Origin of the sequence: Streptomyces sp. NPDC046831 (assembly GCF_040645305.1) — a bacterium.
GTDB lineage: Bacteria > Actinomycetota > Actinomycetes > Streptomycetales > Streptomycetaceae > Streptomyces.
Genome location: NZ_JBEYXZ010000052.1, coordinates 1 through 15056 on the forward strand (window position 1 = coordinate 1; position 15056 = coordinate 15056).

Consider the following 15056-nt stretch of genomic DNA (forward strand, 5'->3'; position numbering starts at 1 on the left):
GCCCATCACCCCCATCCTGCTGGGGGCCGGCGGCGCCCGGCTCGTCGGGGTGGGCGGCGGGGGGGGCCTCCCGCGCACGACGAGGGGTCCGGTCCCGCCCTGACAGGGCGGGACCGGACCCCTCGTCGCAGGGCGGCGGTACCGGCGCCCACCGCTCCACGGCCCGAGCCGGACAGCGACGTGCCGGACGGCCGGTGCGTGTGGGTAGCGCGCCGGGCGCAACTCGCTGCAGAAACCGCTTACTCAACCTCGACTCCTCGCAGCCGGCGCTCACTTCGGCCCCGAGCCCGGACGCCCGCCGGCTCGGCGGGGCGAACGGCAGGCTGAGGGCGTCCTCGCCGGGCACCCCGGGTGGTCCGGCCCCGGCGGCGGGCCGTCGTCCCACCGGTCCGCCGCCACCGCCGGCCCCCTGAGCCGTGACCGCAGCCGCGCGGCAGCGGCCACCGTGACGGGGTGTCGGTCCCGTGCAGCACCCGGTTGGGAGGCGTGGGACCAACCCTTTCGGATGTACCGCGCCAGCGGGACCAGCTTCCGCCACGACGGCGGCGACCGGCCGGGACCGGGCCGTGCGCCATCTGGCGGCGTCCCGTCATGCCGCCGGTCCCCGGCGCACCGCAAGCGGAGCCGACCCCGGCCCCGCCGCCACCAGCCACGATCCCGGCGCCGGCACGGACGGTGCCCCGGGCACCCCCGCGGATGCCCCGGTGCCGGCGCTCGTCCTGGAGTGTGACGCCTCGCCGCCCGGTCTGACGGGCCATCGGGTCCGGTCCTGACGGCCCGACAAGGCCGTGAAGCGGAAAGGCGGCGTAGTCCGAATGCGGCGCTCCAGTGGCCGGACGCGCGGATCGTGCAGAGGGTGATCATGTCGCCACTGCGATCCCGAGTGAGCCCGGCACAGTGCCGGCTCTCGCAGTCGTGACGGAAGGAACACCCATGCGTATCACGCGTACTTTGTTCACCGCCGCGGCGATCACCGCAACCGTGGTCCTCTCCGCCCCCGCCGCCGGCGCCCTGAGCGCGTCCGCGCCGTCGGTCACGCAGGGAGTGGTCGCCGATCGCGGCGGGTCCGGTGAGGACTCCTATGGCGAGGGCAACGGGGGCCACGGCCGCGGCGAGGGCAACTCGTCCGGGCGCGGCGGCAACGACAACGACTCGTCCGGTGACCGCGGCGGCCGTGGTGACGAGGGTGGCCGCGGCGATGGCGGTGGCCGTGGTGACGAGGGTGGCCGCGGCGATGGCGGTGGCCGTGGCGACGACGACGGCGGACGCTGCGACAACGGTGGCGGCCGTGGCGACGACGGCGGTTACTCGGACGAGGGCTGCGGTGGGAAGCCGCACGGCGGCGTCCACGCCGGTGGTGGCGCGCTGGCCCTGGCGGGCACCGAGGGCGGCCGTGGCGAGGAAGGCGGCCGCGGCGGCGAGGGTGGTCGCGGTGACGAGGGTGGTCGCGGTGACGAGGGTGGCCGCGGCGATGGCGGTGGCCGTGGTGACGAGGGTGGCCGCGGCGATGGCGGTGGCCGTGGTGACGAGGGTGGCCGTGGCGACTGCGGTGGCCGTGGTGACGAGGGTGGCCGTGGCGACTGCGGTGGCCGTGGTGACGAGGGCGGCTACTCGGGCGAGGGCCGTGGCGGGAAGCCGCGCGGCGGCGTCCACGCCGGTGGCGGCGGCCTGGCGGACTCCTCCGGCAGCCTCGGCCTCGGAGCCGCTCTGGTGCTGGGCGGCGTCGGCGCGGGAGCGTACATGCTGCGGCGTCGCAGCGCCTCGAACATCTCTGCGGCCTGAGTACGTCCGGGCCGGCTAGATCGCTGTAGTGTCGCGGTCTTTGCCACCCTCCACGGGGATGGCGAAGGCCGCGACAGCGGCCTCACACCGGCTCCACCGTCCGCCCGGCCACGGTCACCCGTTCATGAAAGGCACTGCGCATGGCCTCCTCGCAGCCACCGCAGACGGAGCAGTCCGGAAGCAAGCCCGCCGCCCCACGGCCTCGCCGGAATCACCTGTTCTGGCCGGCGGCAGCGGTGGCGCTGGGTGCGCTGCTCATCCACCAGTCCCTGGACAGTCCGGTCGAGGGCCTGCCGAACCGGACCTCCGTCCGGACCACTTACATCCCGTACGCGCAGAGCCTCGCACCGACCACACCGACCACACCGACCACACCGGCCGCACCGACCGCACCGGCCGTGGCGGCCCCCGACGACAAGGGTCTGTCCCGCTCCGTGCCGACCAGGATCTCGATCCCGGACATCGGAGTGAACGCGCCGTTCACCAAGCTCTCCCTCAGTCCCTCGGGACAGCTGCAGGCGCCTCCCATCGACGACGACAACCTCGTCGGCTGGTTCGAGGGCGGCGTCTCGCCCGGCGAGCGCGGTTCCTCCATCGTCGTCGGCCACGTCGACACCGAGGAGGGCCCCGCGGTGTTCGCCCAGCTGGAGACGCTGGAGCCCGGACAGTTCGTGGACATCACGCGTACCGACGGAGTGGTCGCACGCTTCAAGGTGGATTCGGTCGACACGTTCAGCAAGGCGAACTTCCCCGACAAGAAGGTCTACGCCGACACCCCCGGCCCCGAGCTGCGGCTCATCACGTGCGGAGGCGCCTACGACCGCACCAAGAAGGACTACGTGGACAACGTGGTGGTGTTCGCCCACCTCGACTCGGTCACGGACAAGTGACGTGAGCCCGCCGTCACCCGCGCGTGCCGGCATGACCGAGGGGCCGGCAGCTACTGCTGCCGGCCCCTCGGTTGCGAGTAGCGGGGACAGGATTTGAACCTGCGACCTCTGGGTTATGAGCCCAGCGAGCTACCGAGCTGCTCCACCCCGCGTCGGTAGGACCCACTGTACGCCATCCGCGGACCGTCCCGGCCCACGGCCTCGGCCGGCCGGTGGCGCCGGAGCGCGACGCGGTGACACCCGCGGATCATCGCGTCTCGGGCCGCCCGGCCCGCCCGCACCGGTTCCGGTCGCCGCCGGCGCCGGTGCGGTCGGTACGGCTGCGCGGGCGCCATGCGAGGCTTCCGAGGCGGGTGCCGCGCCCGGGCCTCTGGTCCGGCCTTCCGGGGACGGCGGTCAGGGGTTGGGATGGAAGGCGGCTCTCAGGATCCAGCCGCTGCCGGTGCAGTCGTGCGGCAGGGGCGGGAACCGGTGGCCCTTGATGTCCGTGCTGTAGCGGTGGTGCTCACCGCAGTCGCACTCGTAGATTCCGGACACCGGCACGACCTGGCCGGGCCGGTGCGCCTTCTCGCTTGCTTGGCTCATACCCCCCTGTCTACGGCGCGTCCGGGCCATCCGCGACCGCAGGCGCGGCGCGGTCACCAGGGGCGCGCGGGCAGCGCCGCCGGGGCCCCGCGCCCCGCGTCATGCGCCGTCGTCCGTGGGCTCCTGGAACTCCGGTGCGAGCGGGCCCCGGTCCTCCTCGGCGCGATCGGTGAAGGCGCCGGTGCTCGTGTCGTCGTCGATGGCCTCCCGGACCTGGGGCTGCTCCTCCAGGGCGGCCCCGGCCTCCTCGCCGCGTCCCTCGGCCTCCTCCTCGGTGCGCCGGGGCCAGCCGGCGTCGGGCCGGGTCCGGTCGTCGGCGTCGTGATCCGCGCGCATTCCGGACTTCGGAGGGGACGTACGGTCGTCACGGTCCGTCATGGGGTCCTCCTCGGGACGCCCGGGCAGGGTGTGGTCGACTCGGTGCGGTTCAGGTTCATTCCCCATCCCACAGCGCCTCCCGCGCGCGAGCAACCGGGCGATGTTCCCCGCCCCGGCCGGGCGGCGGCGGGGGGAGCGGCCGCCCGGCCCCGCTCCGGGCCGGCCGGGCAGGGGGCCGCCCGGCCGCTTCTCGGACGCGCCGGGCCCGCGGGCGCGGGCCCGCTCACGCGGCGGCCTCCGCTCCTCGGCGGCGGCGCTCAGCGGGCCCCGGCGGTGCCGGCCGCGGGGCGGTCCGGCACGGCGGTGGCGGGGAAGTGGGGCAGGATCTCTTCGGCGATCTCCTGCAGGACCTCCTCGACGGGGCGGTCGCCGGGGCGCAGGTTGAGCGAGACGTGGGCCACGCCGAGTTCGCCCATGTCCCGCAGATGGGCGATCAGGGCGTGGCGTCCGGTGCGCAGCCCCAGCCGGATGGGCGTGGCCGCGACGGACGGGTCCTCGGTGAGGTCCAGTTGCATGGGGGTGAGGTAGGGCTTCGGACGGTCCGCGGTGAGCTGCTGCCACTCGCGGGTCTTCAGCCGCAGGGCGCCCAGTGGCCGGGGATAGTTGAGGGACGCGTCGGCGTGCTCGGCGATCCACGCGGCGGACTGCTGGGCGTGGCCCGCGACGGCGATCGGGACGGTGGCGCCGGTCGGCTTGGGCAGGACGTCCAGCCCGCGGTCGGCGGAGAGGCCCGGCCCTCCGGGCAGGGCCACGCCCTGCCCGGAGGGCCGGGCCCGCCAGGCGCTGCGGAGGATGCCGACGCCGTCGCGGAAGGTGGCGCCGCGGTGGTCGAAGTCCTCGCCGAACAGCGGGTACTCGACGGGGCGGTCACCGCTGGCCAGGCCCAGGACGAAGCGGCCGCCGGACAGCACGTCGACGGTGGCGGCGGCCTTGGCGACGAGCAGCGGCCGGCGCAGGGGCAGGACCACGGCCGCCGTGCCGAGGACGGCGCGCCGGGTGACGGCCGCCAGATGTCCCAGGTGGGTGAAGGTCTCGAACACGGAGCCGGCGTCGCCGAAGTGCTCCGGGTCGTACAGCGGTACGTCCCGCACCCACAGCGCGGCGAAGCCGAACTCGTCGGCGAGCCGGGCGAGACGGGTGTGCTCGGTCAGGTCCGGCACGCCGAAGGGGCGGCCCGCGGCGCGGTCGGCGCGCAGCCGGGCGGCGCCCCAGTCGTTGTCGAGGGGGAGTTCCAGGCCGATCGTGGGGCGGCCCGTCGTCCCGATGAGCCGGTCCAGGGCGCTGGGGGAGGTGGACATGGGGCAGAAGCCTTTCGAGGTGTGGCGGCGCCGGGCGGGGGCGGCCGGGGTGGGCCGCCCGCCCTCCGGCGCGGAGGGACCCGCCGGGAGCGGGCGCCCGGGGCGACGGCGGGCGGACCCGTCGTCGCCCGGGGCGCCGGAGGCGCGGCCGGCCGGGTCAGTTGAGGGTGTCGGGGTCCGGGCCGGTGCGCAGACCGCGGTCGAGGGCGGCGATGGCGGCCATTTCGTCGTCGGACAGGGTGAAGCCGAAGACGTCGAGGTTCTCGCGGATGCGGGCGGGGGTGACGGACTTGGGGATCACGACGTTGCCGAGCTGCAGGTGCCAGCGCAGGACGACCTGGGCCGGCGACTTGCCGTGGCGCTGCGCGACGGCCGTGATCGCCTCCTCACCGAGGACGGCGCCCTGCGCCAGCGGGCTCCAGGCCTCGGTGACGATGCCGAGCTCGGCGTGCAGGGCGCGCAGCTCGTTCTGCTGGAGGCCGGGGTGCAGTTCGATCTGGTTGACGGCCGGGACGAGCGAGGAGCTGTCCAGCAGCCGCCGCAGGTGGGCGGGCTGGAAGTTGGAGACGCCGGCGGCGCGGATCCGGCCGTCGGCGACCAGCCGCTCGATGGCCTTCCAGGACTCCCGGTACAGGTCGCGGGCCGGAGTGGGCCAGTGGATGAGGTAGAGGTCGACGTGGTCCAGGCCCAGCTTGGCCAGGCTCGCGTCGAACGCCCTCAGGGTGGCGTCGTAGCCCTGGTCGGCGTTCCACAGCTTCGTCGTGACGAACACCTCCTCGCGGGCGAGACCGGAGACGGCCAGGGCCTTGCCGACGCCGGCCTCGTTGCCGTAGATCGCGGCGGTGTCGACGGAGCGGTAACCGGCGTCGAGCGCCGCGGTGACCGCGGCGGTGGTCTCGGCGTCGGGCACCTGGAAGACGCCGAAGCCCAGCTGCGGCATCGTGACGCCGTTGTGGAGCGTGACGGTGGGGACGTTGGCGGTCATGCTGTGTGTTCCTTGCTGGTCGGTCTTCGGTGGGTGGTGCCGGTTCCGGCAGGGCCCGTGACCGGGCCTGCCTCCCGGGGTCTGTGGTGGGGCGCCGGTGCGGGCTGCGGCCCGGGCGACCGCACCGGTGCGCGGTGCGGTCAGCCGAGGGCGGTGAGGGCCGCGGCGGCGAAGCCGTGGTCCTGCTCGGGGGCGCCCCCGCCGACGCCGACCGCGCCGACGAGGCGGCCGTCGCGGTGCACCGGAACGCCGCCGGCGATGAACAGCAGCGGCCGGTCCAGGGCGGTCGGCAGGCTGTGGAAGGGGCCGTCGGGCTTGACCGCGTCGACGAGGTCGGCGGTGGCCGCGTTCAGCTGCAGCGCCGTGTAGGCCTTGCGCGTGCTGGTCTCGCCGGAGATGAGCAGGGCCTGGTCGTCGCGGCGGAAGGCGAGCAGGTGGCCCCCCGCGTCCAGGACGGTGATGCTGACGGCCACTCCGGCGGCCTCGGCGGCGCGACGGGCGGCGGAGACGAGGATCTCGGCGTCGGCCGTCGTCAGCGGAGCGAGAACGGCGCCGGTGGTGGGGGGAGTGCTCATGGCGGTGGCTCCGTGGGTGGGGGACGTGGTCGGTCGGTGGGTGACGTGGTCGTCGCCGGGGAGGCGGACCGGGGGAGGGGAGGTCAGTGCCCGAGGCCGGCGGGGGCCCGCCGGTCCTGCTCGACGGCAGGGGAACCTCCGCCGGCGGCCCGTGTGCGGTCCCGGCGGTCGAGGAAGGCGGCGAGGAAGGACAGCAGCAGGGCGGTACCGGAGAGCAGGGCGCCGACCCAGTTGGGGGAGGTGTAGCCGAGCCCCGCGGCGATCACGATGCCGCCGAGCCAGGCCGCGAGGGCGTTGCCGAGGTTGAAGGCGCCGATGTTGGCGGCCGAGGCCAGGGTGGGGGCCGCGGAGGCCTGGTCGAGCACCCACTTCTGCAGCGGCGGCACGGTGGCGAAGCCCAGGGCGCCGATCAGCGTCAGGGTGATCGCGGCCAGGACCTTGTGGTGGGCGGTCGCGGTGAACAGCAGCAGCACCAGGGACAGCGCGCCCAGGGACGTGAACAGCATCGGCATCAGGGCGCGGTCGGCGAAGCGGCCGCCGAGCAGGTTGCCCAGGAACATGCCGGCGCCGAACAGCACCAGCAGCCAGGTGACGGCGGCCCCGGTGTAGCCGGCGACCTCGGTCATCATCGGGGTGATGTAGGTGATCGCGGCGAACACCCCGCCGTAGCCCAGCACGGTCATCGCCATGGCGAGCCACACCTGCACGTTCCGGAAGGCGGCGAACTCACTGCGGACGTTCGCCGACTCGGGCCTGCCCGTCTCGGGCACGAGCCTGGCCACACCGAGCAGGCCGACGACGCCGAGCGCGGCGACGACGGAGAAGGTGACGCGCCATCCGGCGGTCTGCCCGAGGTAGGTGCCACCGGGGACGCCGACGATGTTCGCCACCGTCAGCCCCATGAACATCAGGGAGATGGCCGAGGCCTTCTTCTCCGGAGCGACGAGTTCGGCGGCCACGACGGAGCCGATGCCGAAGAACGCGCCGTGCGCGAGGGAGGCGACGACCCGGCCGATGAGCATGACCCCGAAGACCGGAGCGGCGGCGGACAGGGCGTTGCCGACGACGAAGAGCGCCATGAGGAACATGAGCATCTTCTTGCGGGAGACCCTGGTGCCCAGCACGGTCAGCAGCGGGGCGCCGAGGACGACACCGAGGGCGTAGCCGGTCACCAGCCAGCCGGCGGTGGGGATGGAGACACCGAACTCGCCCGCTACCTGGGGCAGTATGCCCATGATCACGAACTCGGTGGTGCCGATCCCGAAGGCCCCGATGGCCAGGGCCAGGAGCGCGAGAGGCATGAAAAGACCTTCCAGGAGGGGGGCACGCGATTGCGCGAGGTGCTTACGAGCGAAGACAATAGTTGCAGACGCGGGATAAGGGCAAACGAGTCAATAGGCCTATCGTCGTAGTAGGCGTGTGCAACTATTGGTCCGTACCCCGCCGACGAAGGAGGTCTCTGTGACCGCCACCGACCCCGCGCTGACCGCCCTGGCCCAGGGCTGGTGTGCCCTCTCGCTGCTGCACGACAGGATCGAAGGGCATCTCGAGCGTGCGTTGCAGGCCGGGCACGGCCTCAGCGCCCGCGAGTACTCGCTCCTCGACGTCCTCAGCCGCCAGCACGACGGCCTGGGCGGCCACCTGCAGATGAAGCAGGTGGCCGACGCCGTCGCGCTCAGCCAGAGCGCCACCACCCGCCTGGTGACCCGCCTGGAGGACCGCGGACTGCTGTCCCGGTACCTGTGCCCCACCGACCGTCGCGGCATCTACACCAACGTCTCCGAGGCCGGCCTCGTCCTCCTGGCGAGAGCCCGCCCCACCCATGACGCCGCCCTCCACGAGGCACTCGACGAGGCAGCCCGCGACGCCCGGCTCGAACCGCTGGTGAGGGCCGTGAAAGCCCTGCCCGCCCCAGCGCCCGCCCCCGCCTGAAAGGTACGGACACGCTGAGGGCGTCAAGCAGGTCATCGGCGCGCTCCTGGCCGACCTGCCCGACGCCGACTGGCGGCTCACTCCGCAGTTCGCCGCCGACGTGCTGTTCCTGCAGTGGTCCGCGACCGGCCCTCACGGGCGCGTGGAGGACGGCGTGGACACCTTCGTCTTCCGCGACGGCCTGATCCAGGCGCAGACCCTGCGGTACACGCTGCTCTCCGCCGCTTAGGATCCGGTCGTGACCGGATCCGGTCGCGGTGTCCGGCAGCCGCCTGACCCGGCGCGAGCGGGAGGGCCGTCCTCGGGGCGGCGTCGCGCGCGGCGCAGGCGGTACCGGACCGATCAGGAATCGAGAAGCGCGGAGGGCCGGGCCGCGGCTAGCGTGACCGCCATGGCCGTCACCACCTCCGCGAACGTCCGCGCGCACGGGCACCCGGGCGCCTTCCCGGCCCCCTGCCGCGGCGCCCTGCGCTGCGAGGCCCGTGACCGTGGCGGCCGGGCGGGAAGCGCCCCACCGCCCGGCTGTTCGTCCTGACCGGGCACACCCACCGGATCCATCCGACCACGACTTCAGGAGCGACCATGACCGGCTCCCCCACCCAGGGAATCAGGACCGTGCTGCACCCCGTCTCCGACCTGGCGCAGGCCAAGGAGGTGTACGCTGCCCTGCTCGGCGTGCAGCCGCAGACGGACGAGTCCTACTACGTCGGCTTCGAGGCCGCCGGCCAGCACATCGGGCTGGTGCCGGGCGGCGGACCGCAGGGCATGACCTCGCCGGTGGCCTACTGGCACGTGCCCGACCTCCAGGCGAAGCTGGCCGAGGTGACCGCCGCAGGTGCCACCGTGAAGGAGCCCGCGCACGACGTCGGCGGCGGCCGCCTGGTCGCGACCGTCGTCGACCCCGACGGCAACGTCCTCGGGCTGCTGCAGGACGGCTGAGCGCCCCCCGCTCCGGGCCCGGCGCGACGCCGGCACCGGGCATCGGCCCGGCCCTCGACGAGCGGCCCGGGCCGCACCCGCGACGCGTCCCGCTCGACGGCGACCCGGAGGGACCCCCGGACCGACGCGCCGGCGCGGGCGCGGGGGACCGGTGCGTCGCGCCACCCGCCCCCACCGTCCCGTCACGGGGACGACGGACCGGCGCCGCGACCGCGCCGCCGGAGCAGCAGCGGACCCGGTGCCCGAAGCCGGTCCGATCGAGCCAGGCCCCACCCATGGAGACCGCGAACGCGGCCCGCCGACAGATGGAGACACGATGAGCACGGCCACGACGACGGACACGCAGCCGCCCGCGCCGCACGTCGCCGACCGCCACGACCTGATCCGCGTGCACGGCGCGCGCGTGAACAACCTCAAGGACGTCAGCGTCGAGATCCCGAAGCGCCGGCTGACGGTGTTCACCGGCGTCTCCGGCTCGGGCAAGAGCTCACTGGTCTTCGACACGATCGCCGCGGAGTCCCAGCGGCTGATCAACGAGACCTACAGCGCCTTCGTGCAGGGGTTCATGCCGGCCCTGGCCCGGCCCGAGGTCGACCTGCTCGACGGGCTGACCACCGCGATCATCGTCGACCAGCAGCGGATGGGGGCCGACCCCCGCTCCACGGTCGGCACCGCCACCGACGCCAACGCGATGCTGCGCATCCTCTTCAGCCGGCTCGGCACACCGCACATCGGCTCACCGCAGGCGTTCTCCTTCAACGTCCCCTCCATCAGCGGAGCGGGCGCGGTCACCCTGGAGCGCGGCGGGAAGACCGTCAAGGAGCGGCGCGAGTTCAGCATCACCGGCGGCATGTGCCCGCACTGCGAGGGCCGGGGCACGGTCTCCGACATCGACCTGACGCAGCTCTACGACGACTCCAGGTCGCTCGCCGAGGGCGCCCTCACGATCCCCGGCTACAAGCCGGGCGGCTGGAACCACCGGCTCTACACCGAGTCGGGCCTGGTCGACCCGGACAAGCCGATCCGCGACTACGCCGAGCAGGAGCTGCGGGACCTCCTCCACCGCGAGCCGACGAGGATGAAGATCGCGGGCATCAACATGACCTACGAGGGGCTCGTCCCGCGGGTCCGGAAGTCGATCCTCGCCAAGGACCGGGCGGCGATGCAGCCGCACATCCGCGAGTTCGTGGACCGGGCCGTCACCTTCACCGCCTGTCCCGAGTGCGGCGGCACCCGGCTCAGCGAGGGCGCCCGGTCGTCGAAGATCGACGGCATCAGCATCGCCGACGCGTGCGCGATGCAGATCAGCGACCTGGCCGCCTGGGTCCGCGGCCTCGACGAGCCGTCCGTCGCGCCGCTGCTCGCCGCGCTGCGGCAGACCCTCGAGTCGTTCGTGGAGATCGGCCTCGGCTACCTCGCGCTGGACCGGCCCGCCGGCACGCTGTCGGGCGGCGAGGCCCAGCGCGTCAGGATGATCCGCCACCTCGGCTCCTCCCTCACCGACGTCACGTACGTCTTCGACGAGCCCACGGTCGGCCTGCACCCGCACGACATCCAGCGGATGAACGACCTGCTGCTGCGGCTGCGGGACAAGGGCAACACGGTGCTCGTCGTGGAGCACAAGCCGGAGACGATCCAGATCGCCGACCACGTCGTCGACCTCGGGCCCGGCGCCGGCACGGCGGGCGGCACCGTCTGCTTCGAGGGCACCGTCGAGGGGCTGAGGGCCGCCGACACCGTCACCGGCCGCCACTTCGACGACCGGGCCGGTCTGAAGCAGACCGTGCGCAAGCCCACCGGCACACTGGAGATCCGCGGCGCGTCGGCGCACAACCTGCGCGACGTCGACGTCGACATCCCGCTCGGGGTGCTGACCGTCGTCACCGGCGTCGCCGGGTCCGGCAAGAGCTCGCTGGTGCACGGGTCGATCCCCGCCGGCGCGGGCGTGGTCTCGGTCGACCAGAGCGCGATCCGCGGCTCCAGGCGCAGCAACCCGGCGACGTACACCGGACTGCTCGATCCGATCCGCAAGGCGTTCGCCAAGGCCAACGGCGTGAAACCGGCGCTGTTCAGCGCCAACTCCCAGGGCGCCTGCCCCGCCTGCAACGGCGCCGGCGTCGTCTACACCGACCTGGCCATGATGGCCGGCGTCGCCGTCACCTGCGAGGAGTGCGAGGGGAAGCGGTTCGAGGCGTCGGTGCTGGACCATCGCCTCGCCGGCCGCGACATCAGCGAGGTGCTCGCGATGACGGTGACCGAGGCGGAGGAGTTCTTCGGCAGCGGTGAGGCCCGTACCCCGGCCGCGCACGCGGTCCTCGGCCGGCTCGCCGATGTCGGGCTCGGCTATCTCACCCTCGGCCAGCCGCTGACCACGCTGTCCGGCGGCGAGCGCCAGCGGCTCAAGCTGGCCACCCACATGGCCGAGAAGGGCGGCGTCTACGTCCTCGACGAGCCCACCGCCGGCCTGCACCTCGCCGACGTCGAGCAACTGCTCGGCCTGCTGGACCGGCTCGTCGACTCCGGCAAGTCCGTCATCGTCGTCGAGCACCACCAGGCGGTCATGGCGCACGCCGACTGGATCGTCGACCTCGGTCCGGGCGCGGGGCACGACGGCGGCCGGATCGTCTTCGAGGGCACCCCCGCCGACCTCGTAGCCGCCCGCTCCACCCTCACCGGCGAGCACCTCGCCGCCTACGTGGGCGCCTGACCGGGGCGCGGGCCCGCACCCCGCACGGCGATGCGCCGCACCGACGTGGCTTACTCCTGCGCCGTCCACGGGCGGCGCAGGAGGGGAGCCTCCGAGGTGTCCAGGCGTCTTCGCCCCCGTCCCGGCCGGTGTGGGTGGCGCCGGCCGGGACCGGCCCGCGTCCGGGCCCGCCGCCGGCCGGGTCGGGCGGCGACGAGCGGCGCGCGGCCGCCGCGCACGGGAGGCGTCCGTCGCGGCGGCCGTCGCCGGCGGGGGCGGGGACGCGCAACGGTGCGCGGCCGCCGTGCAAGGAAAGGCGTCCGTCCGGCCGCCGGCGGCCCGGGCGAAGGCCCGGGCAAAGACAAAGGCAAGGAGGTCCGGTCCGGACTCCTTGCCACTCTCAACGTATAGCGCACCGGGGGGCTTGCGGCAAGACCCCGGTCGTGCTTCAGGATGGTCGGCCGAGGCCGCGACCTGCGCAAACCGTCGAGCGGAGCGCTGCCCGCCCCGGACACCAGGTCCGGCACACCAGTCCGGAACGCCCTGCAGCACGCACGGGTCGCGAGCGCGACCCCAGATCGGAGCCGACCACGTGAACCCGCTGAGAACCAGCGTGTTTGACCTTCCCGACCACCTTTCCCCCAAGGCCGACCCGACGCTGATCGCCGGCGACGAGAAGCACTTCGCGGCGATCGCGGAGTGCCTCGACCAGACGATCGCCGAACTGTCCGAGCGCCTCGACGCCGAGCGCAGGGCACCCGGCGGCCTGGGCCGGCAGGCGATGGACCGGGACGCGGAGATCCACCGGCTGTCCGCGCGCCTGCGCGCACTGCGCCGCTTCGGTGTGGACCTGTGCCTGGGAGGCATGGTCCTCGCGGACGGACCCGAGCCGGTGTACGTCGGACGGCTCGGCCTCACCGACAGCACGGGCCGCAGGCTGCTGGTCGACTGGCGCTCGCCCGCGGCCGAGCCGTTCTTCGGAGCCACCCACGCCCGTCCGATGGGTCTGGCCAGCCGCCGCAGGTACCGCTGGACCGGCGGCCGGATCAGCGACTACTGGGACGAGGTGTTCACCCCGGACGGGTTCGAGGGGCACGCCGCACTGGACGACCAGTCCGCCTTCATCGCCAGCCTGGGCGGCAACAGGTCGGCGCGGATGCGGGACGTGCTCGGCACCATCCAGGCCGACCAGGACGCCGTCATCCGCGCGGGATCCCGCGGCGCCCTCGTCGTCGACGGCGGTCCGGGCACGGGGAAGACCGTCGTGGCCCTGCACCGCGCCGCCTACCTCCTCCACTCCGACCCGCGCCTGGGCCACCGCCGGGGCGGCGTGCTGTTCGTCGGTCCGCACCGGCCCTACCTGGCCTACGTCGCCGACGTCCTGCCCAGTCTCGGGGAGGAGGGCGTGCAGACCTGCATTCTGCGGGACCTCGTCGCCGAGGGAGCCACGGCAGTGGCCGAGGCCGACCCGGACGTGGCCCGGCTGAAGTCCTCCGCACGCATGGTGGCGGCGGTCGAGACGGCCGTCAGGTTCTACGAGGAGCCGCCCACCGAGGGCATGACGGTCACGACCCACTGGTCCGACATCCCGCTCGGCGCGGGCGACTGGGCCGCGGCGTTCGACGCGGCGGAACCCGGTACCCCGCACAACGAGGCGCGCGACCAGGTCTGGGAGGAACTGCTCACCATCCTGGTGGACAAGCACGACGGCGACGTCCCGGCCGGCCTGCTCCGCAAGTCGCTGCGGCAGAACCGGGAACTGTTCACGGCCTTCCACCGCGCGTGGCCGCTGATCGAGGCGGCCGACCTCGTCGGAGACCTGTGGTCGGTACCGGCCTACCTGCGGATGTGCGCCCCCTGGCTCGACCGGGACGAGGTGCGCGCACTGCAGCGTGCGGACCCCCGGGCCTGGACGGTGTCCGACCTGCCGATCCTGGACGCGGCGCGGCAGCGGCTCGGCGACCCGGAGGCGGCACGCCGCAGGCGCCGGCAGAAGGCCGCCGCGGCCGCCGAACGCGAGCAGCTGACCAAGGTCGTCGACGCCCTGCTCGCGGCCGACGACGACGGCGAGGGCGCGGTGACCATGCTGCACGGACAGGACCTGCGGGACGCCCTGGCCGACGAGACGGCCCTGCCCGCCGCCGACCCGGACCTGCTCGCCGGCCCGTTCGCGCACATCGTCGTCGACGAGGCCCAGGAACTCACCGACGCGGAGTGGCAGATGCTGCTGCTGCGGTGCCCGTCCCGGAGTCTCACCATCGTCGGGGACCGTGCCCAGGCCCGGCACGGGTTCACGGAGTCGTGGCAGGAACGGCTGGAGCGGATCGGGCTCGACCGGATCCGCCTGGCCTCACTGAACATCAACTACCGCACGCCGGAGGAGGTCATGGCGGAGGCCGAGCCGGTGATCCGGGCCGTGCTCCCGGACGCCAACGTACCGGCGTCCGTCCGCAGCAGCGGCGTCCCCGTCGTGCACGGCTCCGTCGCGGACCTGCGCCCGATCCTCGACACCTGGCTCGCCGATCACGCCGACGGGATCGCCTGCGTGATCGGCGACCCCACGTTCCGGTCGACGCCCCGCGTGCGGTCACTGACCCCGGAGCTGTCGAAGGGGCTCGAGTTCGACCTCGTCGTTCTGGTCGACCCCGAGAGGTTCGGTGACGGGGTCGAGGGAGCGGTCGACCGCTACGTCGCGATGACCAGGGCGACCCGGCAACTCGTCGTCCTCACCAGCTCCTGACCCCGTGCGGGCGGACATCCGTCCCCGGGCCGGGCCGGTGGGCGGTGCCGGACGCCGGGCCGCCACCGGTGCGCGCGGCTTCGGCGGCGCGCACCGGGCCACACGCCCGGTGCCGACACCCGGTCGGCCCTTACGGTCGGCCGCTTGTCAGGGGTGCCGCCGCGGTTGCCACGCAGGTGGCCCTGGGGTGTCGAATGGAGTCCGTGCCGGGGTATGGACCGGGGCGTGGAACGGACGGTGGTCGTCGCCGGCCGGCAGGTTCGCCG

13 protein-coding genes and 1 tRNA gene are annotated in these 15056 nt (G+C 74.0%); 7 read left to right on the forward strand and 7 right to left on the reverse strand.

The window, feature by feature from the left end; translation table 11 throughout:
- The first annotated feature begins 933 nt into the window (after window positions 1-933).
- Window positions 934-1782, forward strand: a complete 849-nt coding sequence (locus tag ABZ920_RS28905; protein WP_361511241.1) for a hypothetical protein — start codon at window positions 934-936, stop codon at window positions 1780-1782.
- A 140-nt stretch (window positions 1783-1922) separates the two neighbouring features.
- Window positions 1923-2672, forward strand: coding sequence for a class F sortase (locus tag ABZ920_RS28910; RefSeq protein ID WP_361511244.1), 750 nt, complete (start codon window positions 1923-1925; stop codon window positions 2670-2672).
- Between the two features lie 78 nt (window positions 2673-2750).
- Here the strand turns inward: ABZ920_RS28910 and ABZ920_RS28915 are convergent.
- From ABZ920_RS28915 to ABZ920_RS28945, 7 genes are all read right to left on the reverse strand, one after another.
- A tRNA-Met gene (locus ABZ920_RS28915) sits at window positions 2751-2824 on the reverse strand.
- Window positions 2825-3068: 244 nt separating this feature from the next.
- Window positions 3069-3257, reverse strand: a complete 189-nt coding sequence (locus tag ABZ920_RS28920) for a hypothetical protein (RefSeq protein ID WP_361511247.1) — start codon at window positions 3255-3257, stop codon at window positions 3069-3071.
- Window positions 3258-3356: 99 nt separating this feature from the next.
- Window positions 3357-3635 (reverse strand): hypothetical protein, encoded by a 279-nt coding sequence (locus ABZ920_RS28925; RefSeq protein ID WP_361511250.1) that lies wholly within the window; start codon window positions 3633-3635, stop codon window positions 3357-3359.
- 257 nt (window positions 3636-3892) lie between these two features.
- Entirely contained in the window at window positions 3893-4933 is a 1041-nt protein-coding gene (locus ABZ920_RS28930) for a TIGR03571 family LLM class oxidoreductase (RefSeq protein ID WP_361511253.1), read from the reverse strand.
- Window positions 4934-5090: 157 nt separating this feature from the next.
- Window positions 5091-5918, reverse strand: coding sequence for an aldo/keto reductase (locus ABZ920_RS28935; protein WP_361511255.1), 828 nt, complete (start codon window positions 5916-5918; stop codon window positions 5091-5093).
- Window positions 5919-6058: 140 nt separating this feature from the next.
- Complete coding sequence (locus ABZ920_RS28940) at window positions 6059-6493, reverse strand: heme-binding protein (RefSeq protein WP_361511258.1); 435 nt, start codon at window positions 6491-6493, stop codon at window positions 6059-6061.
- Between the two features lie 83 nt (window positions 6494-6576).
- Window positions 6577-7794: an MFS transporter gene (locus tag ABZ920_RS28945; protein ID WP_361511261.1), complete on the reverse strand. Its 1218-nt coding sequence runs from the start codon at window positions 7792-7794 to the stop codon at window positions 6577-6579.
- A 160-nt stretch (window positions 7795-7954) separates the two neighbouring features.
- On the opposite strand from ABZ920_RS28945, the gene ABZ920_RS28950 reads away from it, so the two are divergent.
- From ABZ920_RS28950 to helR, 5 genes are all read left to right on the forward strand, one after another.
- Entirely contained in the window at window positions 7955-8425 is a 471-nt protein-coding gene (locus ABZ920_RS28950) for a MarR family transcriptional regulator (protein WP_361511263.1), read from the forward strand.
- A 100-nt stretch (window positions 8426-8525) separates the two neighbouring features.
- Window positions 8526-8654, forward strand: coding sequence for a hypothetical protein (locus ABZ920_RS28955; protein ID WP_361511266.1), 129 nt, complete (start codon window positions 8526-8528; stop codon window positions 8652-8654).
- A 353-nt stretch (window positions 8655-9007) separates the two neighbouring features.
- Entirely contained in the window at window positions 9008-9364 is a 357-nt protein-coding gene (locus tag ABZ920_RS28960; protein WP_361511268.1) for a VOC family protein, read from the forward strand.
- Window positions 9365-9680: 316 nt separating this feature from the next.
- Entirely contained in the window at window positions 9681-12071 is a 2391-nt protein-coding gene (locus ABZ920_RS28965) for an excinuclease ABC subunit UvrA (RefSeq protein ID WP_361511271.1), read from the forward strand.
- 571 nt (window positions 12072-12642) lie between these two features.
- Complete coding sequence (helR, locus tag ABZ920_RS28970; protein WP_361511274.1) at window positions 12643-14790, forward strand: RNA polymerase recycling motor ATPase HelR; 2148 nt, start codon at window positions 12643-12645, stop codon at window positions 14788-14790.
- The last annotated feature ends 266 nt before the right edge of the window (window positions 14791-15056 follow it).

What these genes read in the sequence shown, in the direction of transcription:
- ABZ920_RS28905 (WP_361511241.1), top strand. Translation starts at nt 934, where the DNA reads ATGCGTATCACGCGTACTTTGTTCACCGCCGCGGCGATCACCGCAACC.
- ABZ920_RS28910 (WP_361511244.1), top strand. Translation starts at nt 1,923, where the DNA reads ATGGCCTCCTCGCAGCCACCGCAGACGGAGCAGTCCGGAAGCAAGCCC.
- ABZ920_RS28920 (WP_361511247.1), bottom strand. Translation starts at nt 3,257, where the DNA reads ATGAGCCAAGCAAGCGAGAAGGCGCACCGGCCCGGCCAGGTCGTGCCG.
- ABZ920_RS28925 (WP_361511250.1), bottom strand. Translation starts at nt 3,635, where the DNA reads ATGACGGACCGTGACGACCGTACGTCCCCTCCGAAGTCCGGAATGCGC.
- ABZ920_RS28930 (WP_361511253.1), bottom strand. Translation starts at nt 4,933, where the DNA reads ATGTCCACCTCCCCCAGCGCCCTGGACCGGCTCATCGGGACGACGGGC.
- ABZ920_RS28935 (WP_361511255.1), bottom strand. Translation starts at nt 5,918, where the DNA reads ATGACCGCCAACGTCCCCACCGTCACGCTCCACAACGGCGTCACGATG.
- ABZ920_RS28940 (WP_361511258.1), bottom strand. Translation starts at nt 6,493, where the DNA reads ATGAGCACTCCCCCCACCACCGGCGCCGTTCTCGCTCCGCTGACGACG.
- ABZ920_RS28945 (WP_361511261.1), bottom strand. Translation starts at nt 7,794, where the DNA reads ATGCCTCTCGCGCTCCTGGCCCTGGCCATCGGGGCCTTCGGGATCGGC.
- ABZ920_RS28960 (WP_361511268.1), top strand. Translation starts at nt 9,008, where the DNA reads ATGACCGGCTCCCCCACCCAGGGAATCAGGACCGTGCTGCACCCCGTC.
- ABZ920_RS28965 (WP_361511271.1), top strand. Translation starts at nt 9,681, where the DNA reads ATGAGCACGGCCACGACGACGGACACGCAGCCGCCCGCGCCGCACGTC.